The sequence below is a fragment of the Oscillibacter sp. KLE 1728 genome, assembly GCF_934833455.1.
In the GTDB taxonomy this organism is placed as follows: Bacteria; Bacillota; Clostridia; order Oscillospirales; family Oscillospiraceae; genus Oscillibacter; species Oscillibacter welbionis.
The window spans coordinates 1-16246 of sequence record NZ_CAKVVF010000048.1 but is presented as its reverse complement, the minus strand read 5'-3'; the positions used below and the strand labels follow the sequence as shown (position 1 = coordinate 16246).

At 64.0% G+C, this 16246-nt stretch carries 13 protein-coding genes and 1 riboswitch; of the genes, 8 read left to right on the top strand and 5 right to left on the bottom strand.

The window, feature by feature from the left end:
- From glyA to QVE23_RS07035, 4 genes are all read right to left on the bottom strand, one after another.
- Positions 1 to 1250: serine hydroxymethyltransferase (gene glyA, locus QVE23_RS07050; protein ID WP_287967835.1), on the bottom strand; the 1250-nt coding region annotated here is incomplete at its 3' end.
- Positions 1251 to 1419: 169 nt separating this feature from the next.
- Positions 1420 to 2007 (bottom strand): 5-formyltetrahydrofolate cyclo-ligase, encoded by a 588-nt coding sequence (locus QVE23_RS07045; RefSeq protein WP_287224068.1) that lies wholly within the window; start codon positions 2005 to 2007, stop codon positions 1420 to 1422.
- Positions 2004 to 3218: a DNA polymerase IV gene (dinB, locus tag QVE23_RS07040; RefSeq protein WP_287967834.1), complete on the bottom strand. Its 1215-nt coding sequence runs from the start codon at positions 3216 to 3218 to the stop codon at positions 2004 to 2006. Before dinB ends, QVE23_RS07045 begins: the two co-directional genes overlap by 4 nt.
- 168 nt (positions 3219 to 3386) lie before the next feature.
- Entirely contained in the window at positions 3387 to 4091 is a 705-nt protein-coding gene (locus QVE23_RS07035; protein WP_051320038.1) for an ECF transporter S component, read from the bottom strand.
- 104 nt (positions 4092 to 4195) lie between these two features.
- A riboswitch (FMN riboswitch) is annotated at positions 4196 to 4324 on the bottom strand.
- Positions 4325 to 4474: 150 nt separating this feature from the next.
- Between QVE23_RS07035 and QVE23_RS07030 the strand changes: the two genes are divergently transcribed.
- From QVE23_RS07030 to QVE23_RS07015, 4 genes are all read left to right on the top strand, one after another.
- Positions 4475 to 4993, top strand: coding sequence for an SLOG family protein (locus QVE23_RS07030; protein WP_136890665.1), 519 nt, complete (start codon positions 4475 to 4477; stop codon positions 4991 to 4993).
- Between the two features lie 199 nt (positions 4994 to 5192).
- The gene (locus tag QVE23_RS07025) at positions 5193 to 5756 is read left to right on the top strand and encodes a helix-turn-helix domain-containing protein (protein ID WP_136890664.1); all 564 of its coding nucleotides are present in this window, start codon (positions 5193 to 5195) and stop codon (positions 5754 to 5756) included.
- Positions 5753 to 6304, top strand: a complete 552-nt coding sequence (locus tag QVE23_RS07020; RefSeq protein ID WP_021748744.1) for a hypothetical protein — start codon at positions 5753 to 5755, stop codon at positions 6302 to 6304. The genes QVE23_RS07025 and QVE23_RS07020 overlap by 4 nt, the downstream gene beginning before the upstream one ends.
- 24 nt (positions 6305 to 6328) lie before the next feature.
- Positions 6329 to 7171, top strand: a complete 843-nt coding sequence (locus QVE23_RS07015; protein WP_021748743.1) for a magnesium transporter CorA family protein — start codon at positions 6329 to 6331, stop codon at positions 7169 to 7171.
- 60 nt (positions 7172 to 7231) lie between these two features.
- Here the strand turns inward: QVE23_RS07015 and QVE23_RS07010 are convergent, their stop codons facing one another.
- On the bottom strand, positions 7232 to 7849 hold the full coding sequence (locus tag QVE23_RS07010) for a DUF1643 domain-containing protein (protein ID WP_287967833.1): 618 nt from the start codon (positions 7847 to 7849) through the stop codon (positions 7232 to 7234).
- 98 nt (positions 7850 to 7947) lie between these two features.
- On the opposite strand from QVE23_RS07010, the gene QVE23_RS07005 reads away from it, so the two are divergent.
- The 4 genes from QVE23_RS07005 to QVE23_RS06990 are packed head-to-tail and all read left to right on the top strand — an operon-like array spanning position 7948 to position 16235.
- Positions 7948 to 11274, top strand: coding sequence for a PD-(D/E)XK nuclease family protein (locus tag QVE23_RS07005; RefSeq protein WP_287967832.1), 3327 nt, complete (start codon positions 7948 to 7950; stop codon positions 11272 to 11274).
- Position 11275: 1 nt separating this feature from the next.
- Entirely contained in the window at positions 11276 to 14836 is a 3561-nt protein-coding gene (addA, locus tag QVE23_RS07000; protein WP_287967831.1) for a helicase-exonuclease AddAB subunit AddA, read from the top strand.
- 12 nt (positions 14837 to 14848) lie between these two features.
- Positions 14849 to 15265 carry an SRPBCC family protein gene (locus QVE23_RS06995; protein WP_119311051.1) on the top strand — a complete coding sequence of 139 codons (417 nt, stop codon included), beginning with the start codon at positions 14849 to 14851 and terminating at the stop codon, positions 15263 to 15265.
- 1 nt (position 15266) lies between these two features.
- Positions 15267 to 16235, top strand: a complete 969-nt coding sequence (locus QVE23_RS06990) for a TRAP transporter substrate-binding protein (RefSeq protein ID WP_287967830.1) — start codon at positions 15267 to 15269, stop codon at positions 16233 to 16235.
- Positions 16236 to 16246 lie beyond the last annotated feature (11 nt).

The window sequence follows — 16246 nt, the reverse complement described above, 5'->3', positions numbered from 1 at the left end:
TCCTGATAGAGCGGGAACCGCTTGCACAGCTCCGCCACTTCCGCACGGACCTGCTCCGCATGGTCCGCATAGTCCTCTTTTGCCATGAGGCCCATCCACCGGGCGATCTCCGCCATCTCCGGCTCCCGGAAGCCCCGGGTAGTGACGGCGGGAGTGCCCACCCGGATACCGCTGGTGACGAAGGGCTTCTCCGGGTCGTTGGGGATGGTGTTCTTGTTCACCGTGATGCCTACCTCATCCAGCCGATGCTCATACTCCTTGCCGGTGAGGCCAAAGTGCCGGGTGTCCACCAGAATCAGATGGTTGTCCGTGCCGCCGGAGACCAGCCGGAAGCCCTGCTCGATCAGCTTTTCCGCCAGAACCCCGGCGTTGGCGGCCACCTGCCGCCCATAGGCCCGGAACTCCGGTTTCAGCGCCTCGCCCAAGCACACGGCCTTGGCGGCGATGATATGCTCCAGCGGACCGCCCTGGGTGCCGGGGAACACGGCGGAGTTGATCTTTTTGTACAGGTCGTCGTCATTGCACAGGATCATGCCGCCCCGGGGACCCCGCAATGTCTTGTGGGTGGTGGTGGTCACCACATCGGCGTAGGGGATGGGGGAGGGATGAACACCGGCGGCCACCAGACCCGCAATGTGGGCCATGTCCACCATCAGCCGGGCGCCCACTGCGTCGGCGATCTCCCGGAACTTGGCAAAGTCCAGGGTGCGGGGATAGGCGCTGGCCCCTGCCAGGATCAGCTTGGGGCGGCACTCCTTGGCGATGGCCATCACCTGCTCGTAGTCGATGGTCTCTGTGTCGTCAGACACGCCATAGGGAACGATGCGGAAATATTTGCCGGAGATGTTCACCGGGCTGCCGTGGCTCAGATGGCCGCCATGGGCCAGATTCATACTGAGCACTGTGTCACCGGGCTGCAGCAGGGCAAAGAACGCCGCCAGATTGGCGTTGGCGCCGGAGTGGGGCTGGACATTGGCGTGCGCACAGCCGAACAGCTGACAGGCCCTCTGCCGCGCCAGCTCCTCCGTCACGTCCACGGCATAGCAGCCTCCGTAATACCGCTTTCCAGGATAGCCCTCCGCATACTTATTGGTGAGACAAGTGCCCATGGCCAGCAGGACGGCCTTGCTGACGATGTTCTCGGAGGCGATCAGCTCAATGTTGTGCTGCTCCCGGTCGAATTCCTTCTGAATAGATGCCCCCACCTCGGGGTCGGCCTGGGAGAGAAAGTCCATGATGTCCTGGATCATTGCAGGGGTCCTCCTTCGTGTGATCCGGTCTTCCGGAAAATATAAGCCTTTTCCAGCTTATCAGAGTTCCAGGGACCTGTCAAGGGAACAAGAGGTAATACCCCCACAAAATGTTGTAGAGATAGTGGGAATATTTTGACGATTTTGTGGGAGGCGGACCTTTTCCCAGTCATTCCAGCCGGGATGGCGTGCCGTCCTCAAAAAGTCCGGCTTCTGTCAGCACCCAGGGGATGGGATAGTCGTGGACGCCGAAGGGGATCTCCTGGCGCAGCAGCCGCTCCCGGCACAGCAGAACCGCCGCGCCCCGGTAGTGGGCCAGGAAGCGGTCGTAATAGCCGCCGCCCCGCCCCAGACGGCGGCCCTCCCGGCTGCAGGTGACACAGGGGATCACCGCCAGATCGATCTGGTCCGGGGAGAGGGCAGGGCTGTCTGCCGGAGGCTCCAGAATGCCGTAGGCGCCGGGGAAGAGCTCCTCCAGGTTGCGGATGGCCCGCAGCTCCATGATGCCATCCGCCACACACAGAGGGACGCACAGCATCTTGCCGTCTGCCAGAGTCTGCTCCAGGATGGGACGGGTGTCGATCTCCCGCCCGGCGGAGACGAAGCAGAACACCGCTCCGGCACTGCGATACTCCGGAAGAGCCAGGAGATGGCGGGCGATGGCCCGGTCCGCCGCTTCCCGGTACCGGAAGGGGAGCTGGGCGCTGAGGCGCCGGATCGTAGCCCGGAGCTGCTGTTTTTCCTCGTCTATTGTCATGGCAGGGGATCCTCCTCTTTCTCTGGACGGGCCGCGCCGTAGGAGATGACGTCGGTCCCGAACTTTCCACGGAGGCGGTCCATAGCCGCCTCCAGCTTTTCCTGTTTTTCTTTTTTGGGCGCCGCCCCGGCTGTGAACAGGTCTACCTGTTCATAGGCGTCCTCCGACCGAACCAGATGGATGGCGGTAACAGTCAGGGCCCGCACGGGAGCCGGGGGTTTCCACAGCTGGCCGGTCAGGTCCATGGCCGCCGCCGTCAGCTCCCGGATCAGGTGGGTGGGGGCGGAGAGCTGCATCTGACGGGAGCGGTCATGGAACTGGGGATCCCGCACCGTCACCTGGACGCCACCGGCATACAGCCCGCTGTGCCGCAGTCGGGTGGCCACGGAGTCCGCCAGCACGGCGACGCCGCCCCACACCTGCTCTGCGGTGGTGAGGTTTTTCGGGAAGGTAGTGCCGTTGCCTACGGACTTCACCATCTCCGGCTCGTACCGGGAGCGGACTGGATCGGTGTCCAGCCCGTTGGCATAGTCGTGGAGCTGGACGCCCATTTTGCCCATCAGGGTCTCCAGGGCATCCCGCTTGCAGGCCGCCAACTCTCCGATGGTCTTTACGCCGAACTGGGCCAAAATCTTCCGGGCGGCGCCCCCCACGTACAGCAGCGCCCCCACCGGCAGAGGCCAGACCAGCCTCTGCCAGTTCTCCCGGGAGACGACAGTGGTGGCGTCGGGTTTCCGGTAGTCGCTGCCCAGCTTGGCAAACACCTTATTGAAGGAGACCCCCACTGAGAGGGTCAGTCCCATCTCCTGCTTCATCCGTTGCCGCAGATGGTCTGCCAGGGCCTTGGCATCACCGCCGAAGAGGTGGAGGGTATGGGTGACGTCCAGCCAGCTCTCATCGATGCCGAAGGGCTCCACCAGGTCCGTGTACTGCTCGTAGATGGTGTTGACCTCTTTGGAGACCTGCCGGTACAGTTTGTGGTGGGGTGGCAGCAGCACCAGCTCCGGGCACTTTTTCTTGGCCTGCCAGATGGTTTCCGCCGTCTGGACGCCGAATTTTTTCGCCGGTTCATTCTTGGCCAGGATGATGCCGTGGCGGGAGGTGGGATCTCCGCAGACCGCCACGGGCACGTTCTGCAGGTCTGGTCGGCTCCGCAGCTCCACGGAGGCGTAAAAGCTGTTCAGATCGCAGTGCAGGATGATGCGGTCCATGGCCCCGCCTCCTTTCTCACTTCTATTATAGCACATCTGTTCGTTCCTGAAAAGGGAGAAGGGATGGGAAGGTTTTGACATACCGGCGCGGGGAGGCGGAGGGACGGATATGGGCCGCAGTAAAAGGCGCGGGGACGGTATCCGCCCCCGCGCCTGTGGTGTTCAAATTTACAGAATCCCCATCAGCACCAAGGCCAGCACCACAAAGGTCGCCAGCAGGGCCAGGGAGAACAGGAGGAACCCGGCGCTCAGCTTGCCCTTGCCCTCGACAGGCGCATGGGACTCCGGTACCAGCCGGGCCTTCCGCAGGGCGGTGACCACCGGCTTGTAGAGCAGCAGGATCAGCGCCATGTTCAGGCCGCCCTTCACCAGGTTGAAGGGCAGGAACACCGGGATCAGCATGGGGACCACGATTTCCTCGCGATCCATTCCCATGTAGATGGGCGTGATGAGATAGTTCCACAGCAGCATCACCACGGTGAGGCAAACAGTGCCCAGGGCCAGACCGATGACGGCGCCCTTGCGGGTGTGGAACTTCTTGTAGACGAAGGCGGCGGTGCAGCAGAAGGCGCAGGTAGCCAGCACATTCATGATGCAGCCGATGGGGCCGGTGTCGCTGACGGTGAACATCTCCACCACGGCCACCACGATGGAGATGACGGCGGCGGACAGAGGTCCGAAGAGGAAGGCGCCGATGCAGATGACCGTGTCCTTCAGGTCCATCTGCAGGAAGCCGGACACCTGTGGCAGCATCTTGCTGAGGAGCATCACCACATAGGCGATGGCCGCCAGCATGGCCAGGGAGGTGATGGTTCGGACGTTTGTTGCGGGCCGGGAGGGGTTCTTGATGGCGTTGGCATTGGGTTCGGACATAAAAATACACTCCTTTTCGTTGCTTGAAAACACCCTGGACGCTTTGGCTTCTCCAAGGTGATCCACGCAACGCAGGAGCGCGAACAAACGCGCGGCCACGCCGCACTCATCTTCTTCCATCCAGACTGTAACTGTTGGTCCCGGAGTTTCACCGAGTCAGCGCCTGTGCATACGCGCAGGCGGTCGCGGACTGTACCGCCAGTGGGGAATTTCACCCCGCCCTGAAGACAAAGTATTCAGTTGCTTTCTGGCCATAGTATATGACAGCGCGGAAGAAATTGCAAGTCCCTAAATGAAAAAACGGCAAATTTCCCGTGGGTCTTTACAAACAAGAACGGATGTTCTATACTGAATCAAAGACCAGAAGGAGGGAGGCGGAGACCATGCGGGGGCGGCAGGCGGCCTGCTGCTTTACCGGGCACCGGCCCGGTAAGCTGCCATGGCGGTATAACGAGGAGGACCTGCGCTGCGTGTCGCTCAAGGCCCGCATCGCAGACGCGGTGGAGGCGGCCTATCAGGAGGGATTCCGTCACTTTCTCTGCGGCATGGCCCTGGGCTGTGACCTGTATTTCTGCGAGTGCGTCCTCCGCCTGCGCCAGACGCACCCGGACGTGACGGTGGAGGCGGCCGTCCCATGTCCCTCCCAGGCGGATGCCTGGCCGCCGGACCAGCGGCGGCGGTATGAGCGGCTGGTGGCTGCCTGTGACTTTGAGACCCTGGTGTCCGCCTGCTACACCCCCGCCTGTATGCAGCGGCGGGACCGGTATATGGTGGACCACGCCGCGCTGCTGATCGCCGCCTTTGACGGGTCTCCCGGCGGAACCCGGTACACGGTGGAGTACGCCATGCGCCGGGGGCTGGAGATCGTGGACCTGCCCATTGTGCTGGAGCCCGCCCGATAGGCCGGGGCGCTTGGATGCGGAGACGTCCGGTGCCTTGGTTTTTTCTTGCAATATGGGCCGGAGCCGTTGCGCGGGGAGCCCTGTTGTGGTATGTTGGAGAGGAAGGCAATCTGAGATTGCGGAACTTCCATGCTTGGTTGCTGGTATGCAACCGGGCGGCCTGATAAGCTGAAGGCATCCAAGAGAAGGGAGAATGCCTATGACATTCGGAGAGAAGCTGCAATCCCTCCGGCAGAGAGCCGGCATGAGCCAGGACGCGCTGGCCGAGCGCCTGCAGGTGAGTCGGCAGGCCGTCAGCCGTTGGGAACGGGACGAGACCATGCCGGAGACGGACAAAGTGGTGGCCCTGGCGGATATTTTCGGTGTGACAACAGACTATCTGCTCCGCCTCCAGCTGGAGCAGACGAAGCCGGAGGAGAAGCAGCCGCCGCCCCAGGAACGGAAGGACTGGGTGGAGCGTTTTTTGGCCTTTAGCAAGCGGAAGTGGTACCTGCTGGGATGGGTGCTGATCGCCTGGGGCGTATTGGATCTGGTGCAGCTGGCGCTGTTTTATCTGGCGTACCGGGGGATGCTGGGCGGATTCACGGGTCTGATCGGCTGGGATATGGCGGAGATGGGCGGAGTGAATCTGCTTGACGTGTTCCCGGCAGGTGTGCTGCTGTTCCCGGCCCTGTACGCCGCCGTGAAGATCGCGGCGGGGGTGCTGGTGCTGTATTTCGGAAAAAGGCATGTACAAAAGAAGCGGGAGGAGGAAATGCAGTGAAGGGAATCTTTTGGGGGTTCTTCTTGATCTTTATCAATTTTTATGTGACAATCAACGGACATACACTGAATCTGCTGCCGACCTTTGCGGGTTATATCTTACTCTATCGGGCAGCAGGGGAATTGTTGGGAGAGAGCGGTCGATTCGGGAAACTCCGCCCCTTTGCTGTGGCTGTGGCCATATACACAGGTATCCTGTGGGTGGGAGACTTGCTGGGCGTGACCGGCGCAAACTGGCTGAGTACGCTCCTGGAGCTGGCTGCTCTGGCGGTCGCCCTGTATATTTCCTGGAGCGTGATCCAGGCCATTTTGGAGATGGAGACCCATTATGGGACAGATCTGAACGGCACTTCGGCACGGACCGCCTGGTTTGTCCTGTTGGCGGCACAGATTGCCGGAACGCTGGGCGGCCTGCTGCTGGACGCTTTGGCACTGATGGCCCTGATTGCCCTGCTGGTGGGCATCATCTGGTTTCTCGCGGCACTGTGGAAGTGCGCCGGGCTCTATGACGGCCTGCCGCCCAAGGACGCCGGCCTGGAAAACCTGTGAGAGACCGAGAGGAGAGAGACCGCCATGCGAAAGGTACTGCCCATGTCCCGCATCCGGGAGATGGAGCCCTATATGGACGCCAAGGTGCTGGACTACATCCACGAGGGGCAGATCGAAGCGTTTGAGGGCTTTGAGGACTTCGATCTGATCGCCTTTGACTGGTACGACGTGCGCAGCGAGCGGACGGCAGCATCCCAGATGCTGCTGTATCTGGACCGGGAGGACCTGTTCGTCTTCTGTGAGGACGACGCAGCGGAGGACGCCGCCCAGGCGGCCCTGCTGGTGCCGGAGGAAGAGGCACTGTCCAACGAGCAGGTGCTCCACCGCTTCTTCGTCCGGCTGCTGAGGGGGGATATGGCCCATCTGGACCGGCTGGAGGCGGACATCAGCGATGGGGAGACAGAGGTGCTCACCGGTGCCCATGAGGCGTATCTGGACCGGATCATCGCTTGGCGGCAGGAGCTGCTGCGGCTGAAGCGGTACTACGAGCAGCTGGATTCCATCTTTGACGAGCTGGCGGAGAACGACAACAGCCTGCTGGGCAAGCAGAACACCCGCCGCTTTGCAAACTTGGGCAATCGGATGGAGCGGTATCTGAACGCGGTCCAGTCCCTGCGGGAGTCCGTGGCCCAACTGCGGGAGGCCTATCAGTCCCAGCTGTCCATCCAGCAGAACGACCTGATGAAGATCTTCACCGTGGTGACGGCGGTGTTCCTGCCCCTGACCCTGCTGGTAGGCTGGTATGGGATGAACTTTGTGGGGATGCCGGAGCTCCACTGGAAGTACGGATACCCGGCGGTGATTCTGGTGAGCGTGGGGATCGTGGCGGCGCTGGTGATCTACTTCAAGAAGAAAAAGTGGCTGTGACACAGAAAAACAGCAGGCCGCCCCCATTGGGGGGCGGCCTGCTTTGTGCCTCGCAGCGGTTCAGGTTGCCCGGTCCCGCAGATATCTGTCGATGTCGAAGGCCAGCAGCTTCGTGTCCCCCTTGAGATACAGAGGGTGGTGAGGATGGCCGGATTTCAGCAGGGGGCCGGCGGTGAACCACTCGGCCCCGGCGGCGCTGGCGTCGGCGGCAAAGTCCCGCATACAATCCATCAGATACCCTCGCTTCTCGATGATGTTCCCCCAGGCGGCCCACAGGGCGGGGGCCGGGGACAGAGAGAGGAGATACCGGAAGGCCCTTCGGTTCTCCGCATGGAGCACCGGGTTGCAGGACCGCTCCATATCGTCGGGCCGGGTGGCCCGCTGGGCGTAGACGTTGAACATCAAAAAGCTGTCGTACCCGTTGGAAAGCGCGATCCGCTGGGCGGACTGGAGGGTGGGGTCCAGGGCGTCCGGCGCGGCGGTGGAGGGGTTGATACCCATGCAGATCAGGGGCTTCCGGCCCCGTGTGCCCAGGATGTACCGGTATTCCGAATAATGGTTGGGGACGTACAGCCACCGGCTCACATCATAGTCCGGCGACGGCCGGAGGGCAGCGGCCAGGGCGTCGTCAAAGAGCTCCAGCGCCAGGGTGGCTGTGGGGCCTTGGGGAATGTGCATGGGTCAGTCCTCCTCGGAAAATCTTCAAGAAACAGGATAGCACGAATCGGCGGGATATGCTACAATGAATTTTGAAATTGCGCAAAGGAGGTCCCGCCATGCTGACGATCCTGATGGGACGGGCCAAAACGGGAAAATCGGAACAGGTGCTCCGCCGGATCGGAGAACTGGGGGATTCCAGCCGGCAGATCCTGTTGGTGCCGGAGCACGCCTCCCACCAGGCGGAGGTGGATCTGTGCCGGGCCTGCGGAGACACTGCCAGCCGCCATGCGGAGGTCCTCAGCTTCCGCCGCCTGTGCGACCGGGTGCTGACCATCACCGGCGGCGCCGCTCAGGTGACGTTGGATGCCGGCGGCAAGCTGTTGACCCTGCAGAAGGCCCTGGGAGAGGTGGCCCCCTTGCTGAAGGTGTATCGCCGTCCCTCTCAGAAGGCGTCGTTTTTACAGCAGCTGCTGGACCTCTTCGACGAGCTGCGCTGCTACGACGTGTCCCCAGAGCTGCTGGAGAGCCAGGCACGGGAAATCCAGGGCGCCACCCGGGACAAGCTGCTGGACCTGAGCCTGCTGTACGGCGCCTATGAGTCCCGGCTGTACCGCCCCGGCCTTGATGCCCGGGACCGGATGACCAAGCTCTGCGAGGCGCTGGAGTCCTCCCGCTACGCTTTCGGCAAGGACGTGTTTGTGGACGGCTTCACGTACTTCAACGCCCAGGAGCGGCAGGTGCTGGAGAGCATCCTGCGGCAGGCTCGGTCTGTCACTGTCACGCTGCTGGGGGAGCCGGACAGCGCGGAGGAGATGTTTCAGGTCTCTCTCCGCACCCGGGACCAGCTGACGCGGCTGGCGGACCAGGCGGGCTGCCCATGGGAGGTCCGGACGCTCACCAGCGCCGACGACTCCGCCCTGGGATATTTGGAGCATCACTTCTTCGGAGAGGGGGAGCCCTACCAAGGAGACAGCTCCGCCATCCGGGTCCGGGAGGCGGACACCGCTTTTTCCGAGGTGGAGCAGACGGCAGCGGACATCCGCCGCCTGGTAGCGGCGGGGAAGTGCCGCTACCGGGATATCACCGTGGCCGCCCGGAACATGACCGACTACGAGGGCACCATTGAGACGGTATTCGAGCGGTACAGCATCCCCGCCTATCTGAGCCGCCGGAGCAGTATGTTGGAAAAGCCCGTGTGGAGCCTCATCACCGGCGTCCTCTCCGCTCTGGAAAACGGCTTGGAGTACGAGGACATGTTCCGTTGGCTGAAGACCGGCCTGGCGGGCCTGATGCCGGAGGAGTGCGATGAGCTGGAAAACTACGTTCTCACCTGGGAGATCCACGGGAAGATGTGGCTCCGGGATGTGGACTGGACCGACAATCCGGACGGTTATGGCGCACCTTGGGATAAGCGCCGCCAGGCCCGCCTGGACCGGGTGAACGAGCTGCGCCGCCGGGTACGCGCACCTCTTGCGGAGCTGTATGAAGGGCTGAAAGCCGGCGTTACAGCTGGGAAGAAAGTAAATTCCCTTTATAGTTTCCTGGAGCATCTGAATCTCCAGAACGCGCTGGAGGAACAGATGCGGGCCCAGGCGGAGGCAGGGCGCCTCCAGGACGCGGAGGAGACCGCCCAGCTGTGGGAGATCCTCTGCGCCATCCTGGACCAGTTCGTGGAGATCCTGGGGGACGAGCCTATGGGGACCGATGAATTCAGCCGCCTGCTGCGGCAGGTGGCCTCCCAGTACAGCGTGGGCACTATCCCCGTGTCTCTGGACCAGGTGTCCGTCACGGAAATCACCCGAAATGACCGTCACACGGATGCCTACCTGTTTCTGCTGGGGGCCAATGACCATGTGCTGCCCGCTGTGGGACAGAGCGGCGGCATTCTCAACGACGATGACCGGGAGGAATTGGCCCAGCGGGGCATCCGCCTGGCGCCCAGCGGCATGGAACAGATGGGCATTGAGCTCCAGAACCTCTACGCCGCTCTGGTTCAGCCCCGGGAGGGACTGGTGGTCAGCTATCCCACGGCGGACGTGTCCGGTGCAGAGCTGCGGCCTGCCTTTGTAGTGGACCGCCTGCTAACGCTGTTTCCGGAGCTGCGTATCGAGCACGAAGGGACTGACAAGGTTTATCGCCTTACAGCAAAGATCCCTGCCTTGGAGACCGCAGGGACCGCCCCAGGGGGGATCCTATGGCGGTATTTCGCAGATGATGAGGTCCTGGCGCCCCCCATGGCGGCCATGGAGCGGGCGGCTGCGCTGAAGCGGGGGAGCCTCTCCAGGAGCGCGGTACAATCGCTGTACGGGGAGCGGATCTCCATGTCCGCCTCCCGGGTGGAGCGGCTGCGGAGCTGCCACTTCGCCTACTTTATGGAGTACGGCCTGAAGGCCAAGGCCCGCCGGGCGGCGGCCTTTGACGCCCCCCAGATCGGAACCTTCCTCCACTACCTGCTGGAGCACGTCACAAAGGACGTGCTGGACCGGGGCGGCTTTGCCGCAGTGGGAGAGGAGGACCTCCACGCCTTGGTGCGGCGCTATATTGAGCAGTATGCGGCGGAGGTGCTCCAAAATCTGGAGGGCCGGAACGCCCGGTTCCGGTACCTCTTCGCCCGGCTGCGGAACACCGCTTACGCGGTGGTGGACCAGATCGCCGAGGAGATGCGCTGCTCCGACTTCGTGCCCCTGGCCTTCGAGCTGTCCTTCGGCGAGCGCGGAGAACTGCCGGCGGTGACGGTCAGCGAGCCGGACGCGGAGCTGCGAATCGGCGGCAAGGTGGACCGGGTGGACGGCTGGGTGAAGGACAACAGACTGTATCTCCGGGTAGTGGACTACAAGTCCGGCAAGAAAGCCTTTGACCTGGCCGCCGTCCGGATGGGCCTGGATATCCAGATGCTGCTGTACCTGTTCGCCCTGAAAAAGGAGGGCAAGCAGCGGTTTGGCATGGACATTGAGCCCGCCGGGGTGTTGTATCTCCCTGCCCGGGATGAGATTCTCTCCGCCGAGCGAAATATCACGCCGGAGCAGCTCCAGAGCCAGCGGGAGAAGGAGCTGCGCCGAACGGGCCTGCTGCTCTCTGAACCGGAGGTGCTCCAGGCCATGGAGCACGAGGCTCTGCAAAGTCCCCGGTTCCTACCGGTGCGGGTAAACCGGGAGGGGGACGTGTCCGGCGCCCTGGCCTCCGCCGATCAGCTTGGGCGGCTGGGGCAGTATGTGGAGCGGCTGCTCCACCAGATCGCCCGGGAGGTCCGGGACGGCAACATCGACGCGGACCCCTGCTGCCACAATGAGGACGACAGCTTCTGCAAATACTGCGACTGGGCCGACGCCTGCCACTTCCAGGATGGGCGGGACGGCGACCACCTGCACTACATCCTGCCGGTAAAGCCGGAGGAGTTCTGGCGCCAGGTGGAAGAGGAGACAGAGAGAGGAGGCGGACAGTAACATGGCAAAATTGACCCTGACCCCCCAGCAGCAGGCGGTGGTGGAAAACCGGGGCGGCAGCCTGCTGGTGTCCGCCGCCGCCGGCTCCGGCAAGACAAAGGTACTGGTGGACCGGCTTTTCCGCTATGTGACGGAGGAACGCTGCAATATCGATGATTTCCTCATCATCACCTACACCAAGGCCGCCGCGGCGGAGCTGCGGAGCAAGATCGCCTCCGAGCTGTCCAAGCGGCTGGGCCAGACGCCGGGGGACCAGCAGCTCCGGCGGCAGCTGCTGCGGGTGTATCAGGCGGACATCAAGACCGTGGACGCCTTCTGCACGTCGCTGCTGCGGGAGAACACCCACCTCCTGGCCCGGGAGGGGGACAGCCGGGCCCTGACCCCAGACTTCCGGGTGCTGGACGATAACGAGGCCCAGCTGATCCGCCAGCGGGTGCTCTCCCGGACGCTGGAGGACTTCTATGACCAGCTGGACGAGGGCCGCGGCCTGCTGGCGGACACGCTGGGGGCCGGACGGGACGACAGCCGTCTGGCCGCCCTGGTGCTGGAGCTGTACGACAAGGTCCAGAGCCACGCGGACCCGGCCGGGTGGCTGGCGGAGAACCGGACCGTTTGGAGCGGCTGGGAGGGCGGCTTTGATGACACCCCCTACGCCGCTGAGCTGCTGGCCTCCATCCGCCGGAAGGGGGCCCACTGGGGGGCCCTGCTCCGGTCCGCCTCCGCCCGGACCGAGGGGGACGAGGCGCTGTACCGGGGGTACGGGGAGAAGTTTCTCCAGGTGTCTGTGGGTTTTGACGCCCTGGCCCAGGTCCAGACCTGGGAGGTGGCCCGGCAGACGGAAGCGGCCGTCGCCTTCCCCCGACTTTCCACCCCCAGGGGGCGGAAGGACGAGCCGGGCATTGCCGCGCTGAAACAGGTGTGGGAGCGGTGCAAGGCGGAGGAGAAGAAGCTGGCGGGCCTGTTGTCTGTCTCTGAGGAGGAGGCTATGGAGGACCTGACTGCCGTGGCCCCGGCCATGGTGGCCCTGCTGGAGCTGACGGAGGACTTTGCGGAGCGGTACCGGCAGGAGAAGCTGCGGCTGAACGCTGCCGACTTCTCCGACCAGGAGCACTTGGCCCTGGGCCTGCTGGTGGGTTCCGGCGGTGCCCCCACAGAGCTGGGGGAGCAGGTGGCGGCCCGATACCGGGAGATCCTGGTGGATGAGTACCAGGACACCAACGAGATCCAAAACGCCATCTTCCGGGCGGTGTCCAAAAACGGGCAGAACATTTTCACTGTGGGGGACGTGAAGCAGAGCATCTACCGCTTCCGCCTGGCGGACCCCACCATTTTCCTGGGAAAATACAACCGGTTCAAGTCCTGGCAGGAGGCGGCTGACGGAGAGGAGCGGAAGATCCTGCTGTCCCGCAACTTCCGCTCCCGGCGGGAGATTTTGGAGAGCACCAACTTCATCTTCTCCAACATTTTGTCTGTGGAGATGGGGGAGATGGACTACGGCGAGGACGAGGCCCTCCACTTCGGGGCGGCGTATTACCCGGAGCGGATGGATTGCCAGACAGAGTTCCATCTCATCTCTGCCCACCAGAAGGCGGGGGAGAATGACAAGCCGGTAAAAAAGGTCACCGCCGAGGCCCGGTTCGTGGCGGCGCGCATCCGGAAGCTGCTGGATGAGGGCTATCCCGTCACGGAGAGCGACGGCACCCTGCGCCCCTGCCGGCCGGAGGATATCGTGATCCTGATGCGTTCCCCCGGCAGCCGGTCTGCCGCCTTCGCCGCCGCCCTGGCGGAGCGGGACATCCCCTGTTCTTTCCAGGAGAGCGGGGACTTCTTCCACACCATGGAGATCTCCGTCATGCTGTCCCTGCTGGAGATCGTGGACAACCCCCGGCAGGACGTGCCTCTGATCTCCGTCCTCCGGTCACCCCTGTTCGGCTTCACGGCGGACCGGCTGGCGGAGGTTCGCTCCGCCGCCCCCACCGGGGACTACTACGACGCTGTGACCGCCGATGGGGGAGAGGACTGCAAAGACTTCCTGGCAATCCTCTCGGATCTGCGGCAGGCGGGCCGGGACATGAGTGTCCACCGCCTGGTCTGGCACATCTACAACCGACTGAATGTGCTGGGGGTCTTCGGCGCCATGGATGATGGTGCGGCCCGGCGGGAGAATCTCATCGCCCTGAGCCAGCACGCGGAGAAGTTTGAGAGCAATGGATACCGGGGCCTCTTCGCCTTCGTCACGCAGCTGCGGCGGCTGCTGGAGCAGGACCAGGCTCCCGCCACCCGGGGCCCGGCGGAGGCTGCCGGCGTGCGGCTCATGAGCATCCACAAGTCCAAGGGCCTGGAGTTCCCCATCGTCATCCTGGCAGATCTGGACCACGCGTTCTCCCGGCAGGACTTCGACACGCCGGTGCTGGTGCACCCGGACATGGGCCTGGGGCCCAAGCGCATCGACCTGGAGCGGAAAATCCAGTATCCCACCCTGGCCCGGCTGGCCATTCAGGAAAAGCTGCGGCGGGAGAACCTGGCGGAGGAGCAGCGCATCCTCTACGTGGCCATGACCCGGCCCAAGGAGAAGCTGATCCTGGTGGACGCCCTGTACAACGCCCCCGGGCGGCTCCAGAAGCTGGCCGCTGTGGCTGCCTGTCCCGTGCTGCCGGAGACGGTGGCAGAGGGCCGCACCCTGGGGGACTGGGTCCTGCTGCCCCTGCTGTGCCGGCCGGAGGCCGCGCCCCTGCGGGCTATGGCAGAGACAGAGATTGACCAGCTATATATTGGAGAGGACAGCCCCTGGCAAGTGTTTTTGCATGACAGTGAGGACTACCGGGAACGGCCCGCCCGGCCCCAGGCGACGGCGGAGGAGACAGGGGAGACCGCCCTCTTTGACCCGGAGCTGCTGTCTTTCATCTACCCCTACCAGCGGGAGACGGCCCTGCCCGCCAAGGTGACGGCCACCCAGCTGAAGGGCCGCCCTGCGGACCAGGAGATCGCGGAGTATGCCGCCCATACCCCGTACCTCCGGCCCCTGAGCCAGCCGAATTTCCGGCGGGAGCGGCAGGGCCTGACCCCGGCAGAGCGGGGCACTGCCACCCACCTGGTGCTGCAATACCTGGACTTCTCAAACGTTGACGTGGCGGGCCAGATCGAGGCCCTGCGGCAGCGGAGCCTGCTGACGGACCAGCAGGCCGCGGCCGTGGAGACCGCGCCTTTGGAGCGGTTTCTCCGCTCCCCCCTGGCGGAGGAGATCCGCAAAAGCCGAAGCGTCCTGCGGGAGTATCGCTTCACCCTGCTGATGGATGCCCGGGACTACGATCCCGCCGCGGCGGCGGGGGAGGAAATCCTCCTCCAGGGCGTGGTGGACTGCTGCTTCGAGACGGCAGACGGCCTGACCGTGGTGGACTTCAAAACGGACCGTGTGTTCTCGGCATTGGAGGTCCGGCAGCGGGCGGAGCACTACCGCCCCCAGCTGGAGGCATATAGCCGGGCCCTGGAGCGGGTGCTGGAAAAGAAGGTGGTCCGCCGGGCCCTGTATTTCCTGGCTGCAGGCGAGACCATGGAGATTTGAGGAGGAAGGCCAATGGGAAGGGAAATCGTCAGTATAGCCACGGCCCTGGTGCCGTATCCGCCGGAGCGGGTGTGGGCGGTGGTGACGGATCTGGACTGCTGGCAGTGGCGCAGCGATCTGAGCCGCCTGGACCACGTCGGTGAGGACGCCTTTACGGAGTACGACAGAAGCGGCTTTCCCACCCGCTTCACCGTCACGGAGCGCCGCCCCCTGTCCCGCTGGGCCTTTGACCTGGACAATGCCAACCTGGCGGGCCGGTGGGCCGGGGAATTCCGGCCGGAGGGCGGCGGCACCCAGGTCACCTTCACCGAGACCATCACCGTAAAAAAGCCCTGGATGCGCTTTTTTGCCAAGGGCTACCTCCGCCGCCAGCAGGCTCGGTATCTGGCGGACCTGGGGCGGGCGCTGGAACAAGAAGGAGGGACCTGAAATGAAGCGCCGTCTTACCAAGCTGACCGCTGCCGGTCTGGCGGTCCTGGCCCTTACCGGCTGCACCGGCGGGGCACAGGAGGAGGTTTCAGAGGAGCCGCCGGTTCCGAAGAATGTTGAGACAACCTGGACCCTGGTGGTGGGCCAGCCGGAGGGCTCCACCTGCTGGGACGCGGCGGAATCTTTTGCCGAGGCACTGTCCGACGCCACGGAAGGCGCCGTGGCGGTGGAGGTCCAGCCGAGACCCCTCGATAGGGTTACCTCCCTGGAGCAGGCTGCGGCCGGGATCGTGGACCTCTATCTGGACAGCAGTTTCGTATATGGCTCCTACGGCGACGAAGAAGAGTTGGGCAGACCGTTTTTCTCCGTGACCATGCCCTTTCTGTTCCCGGACGCCGAAACGGCGGCGGAGGTCCTGGACAGCACCGGCGGAGAGGCACTGAACGGCGTCCTGGCGGAGCTGGGGCTCCGGGGCTTGGCATACGGGGAGCTGGGCTTCCGGTATCTGACCGCCGACCGGCCGGTGACTGCCCCGGAGGACCTGGAAGGGCTGCGCATCCGCACGGCTGGGATGCTGGAACTGTCAAAGTCCTACCTGGACTGTTGGGGAGCAACGTATTACTCCTCTGGTTTTTCAGAGGTGATAACGCCTCTGGCCGCAGGTTACTATGACGGCCAGGAGAGCACCCTGGCGGAGGCGGACGCGGCGGGCTACCAGACGGTCCAGACGGACGTGACCATCTTCCCGGCCTTTTATGAGCCCGCCATCCTCACCATGAACAGTGATCTGTACGACTCCCTCTCCCCGGAGCTGCGGGAGGCGGTGGACCGCTGCGGCCGGGAGGCCATGGCGGACCAGCGGCTCCGGAACCGGGAGCAGGAGGCGGAGATCCTGGAGCGGTGGCAGGAAGAGGACGGCATCTCCGTCCATGTTTTGACCGAGGAGCAGTGGGGGCCTTCCAGGCCCTGACGGAACGGCTC

What these genes read in the sequence shown, in the direction of transcription:
- QVE23_RS07045 (WP_287224068.1), bottom strand. Translation starts at nt 2,007, where the DNA reads ATGACAATAGACGAGGAAAAACAGCAGCTCCGGGCTACGATCCGGCGC.
- dinB (WP_287967834.1), bottom strand. Translation starts at nt 3,218, where the DNA reads ATGGACCGCATCATCCTGCACTGCGATCTGAACAGCTTTTACGCCTCC.
- QVE23_RS07035 (WP_051320038.1), bottom strand. Translation starts at nt 4,091, where the DNA reads ATGTCCGAACCCAATGCCAACGCCATCAAGAACCCCTCCCGGCCCGCA.
- QVE23_RS07030 (WP_136890665.1), top strand. Translation starts at nt 4,475, where the DNA reads ATGCGGGGGCGGCAGGCGGCCTGCTGCTTTACCGGGCACCGGCCCGGT.
- QVE23_RS07025 (WP_136890664.1), top strand. Translation starts at nt 5,193, where the DNA reads ATGACATTCGGAGAGAAGCTGCAATCCCTCCGGCAGAGAGCCGGCATG.
- QVE23_RS07015 (WP_021748743.1), top strand. Translation starts at nt 6,329, where the DNA reads ATGCGAAAGGTACTGCCCATGTCCCGCATCCGGGAGATGGAGCCCTAT.
- QVE23_RS07010 (WP_287967833.1), bottom strand. Translation starts at nt 7,849, where the DNA reads ATGCACATTCCCCAAGGCCCCACAGCCACCCTGGCGCTGGAGCTCTTT.
- QVE23_RS07005 (WP_287967832.1), top strand. Translation starts at nt 7,948, where the DNA reads ATGCTGACGATCCTGATGGGACGGGCCAAAACGGGAAAATCGGAACAG.
- addA (WP_287967831.1), top strand. Translation starts at nt 11,276, where the DNA reads ATGGCAAAATTGACCCTGACCCCCCAGCAGCAGGCGGTGGTGGAAAAC.
- QVE23_RS06995 (WP_119311051.1), top strand. Translation starts at nt 14,849, where the DNA reads ATGGGAAGGGAAATCGTCAGTATAGCCACGGCCCTGGTGCCGTATCCG.
- QVE23_RS06990 (WP_287967830.1), top strand. Translation starts at nt 15,267, where the DNA reads ATGAAGCGCCGTCTTACCAAGCTGACCGCTGCCGGTCTGGCGGTCCTG.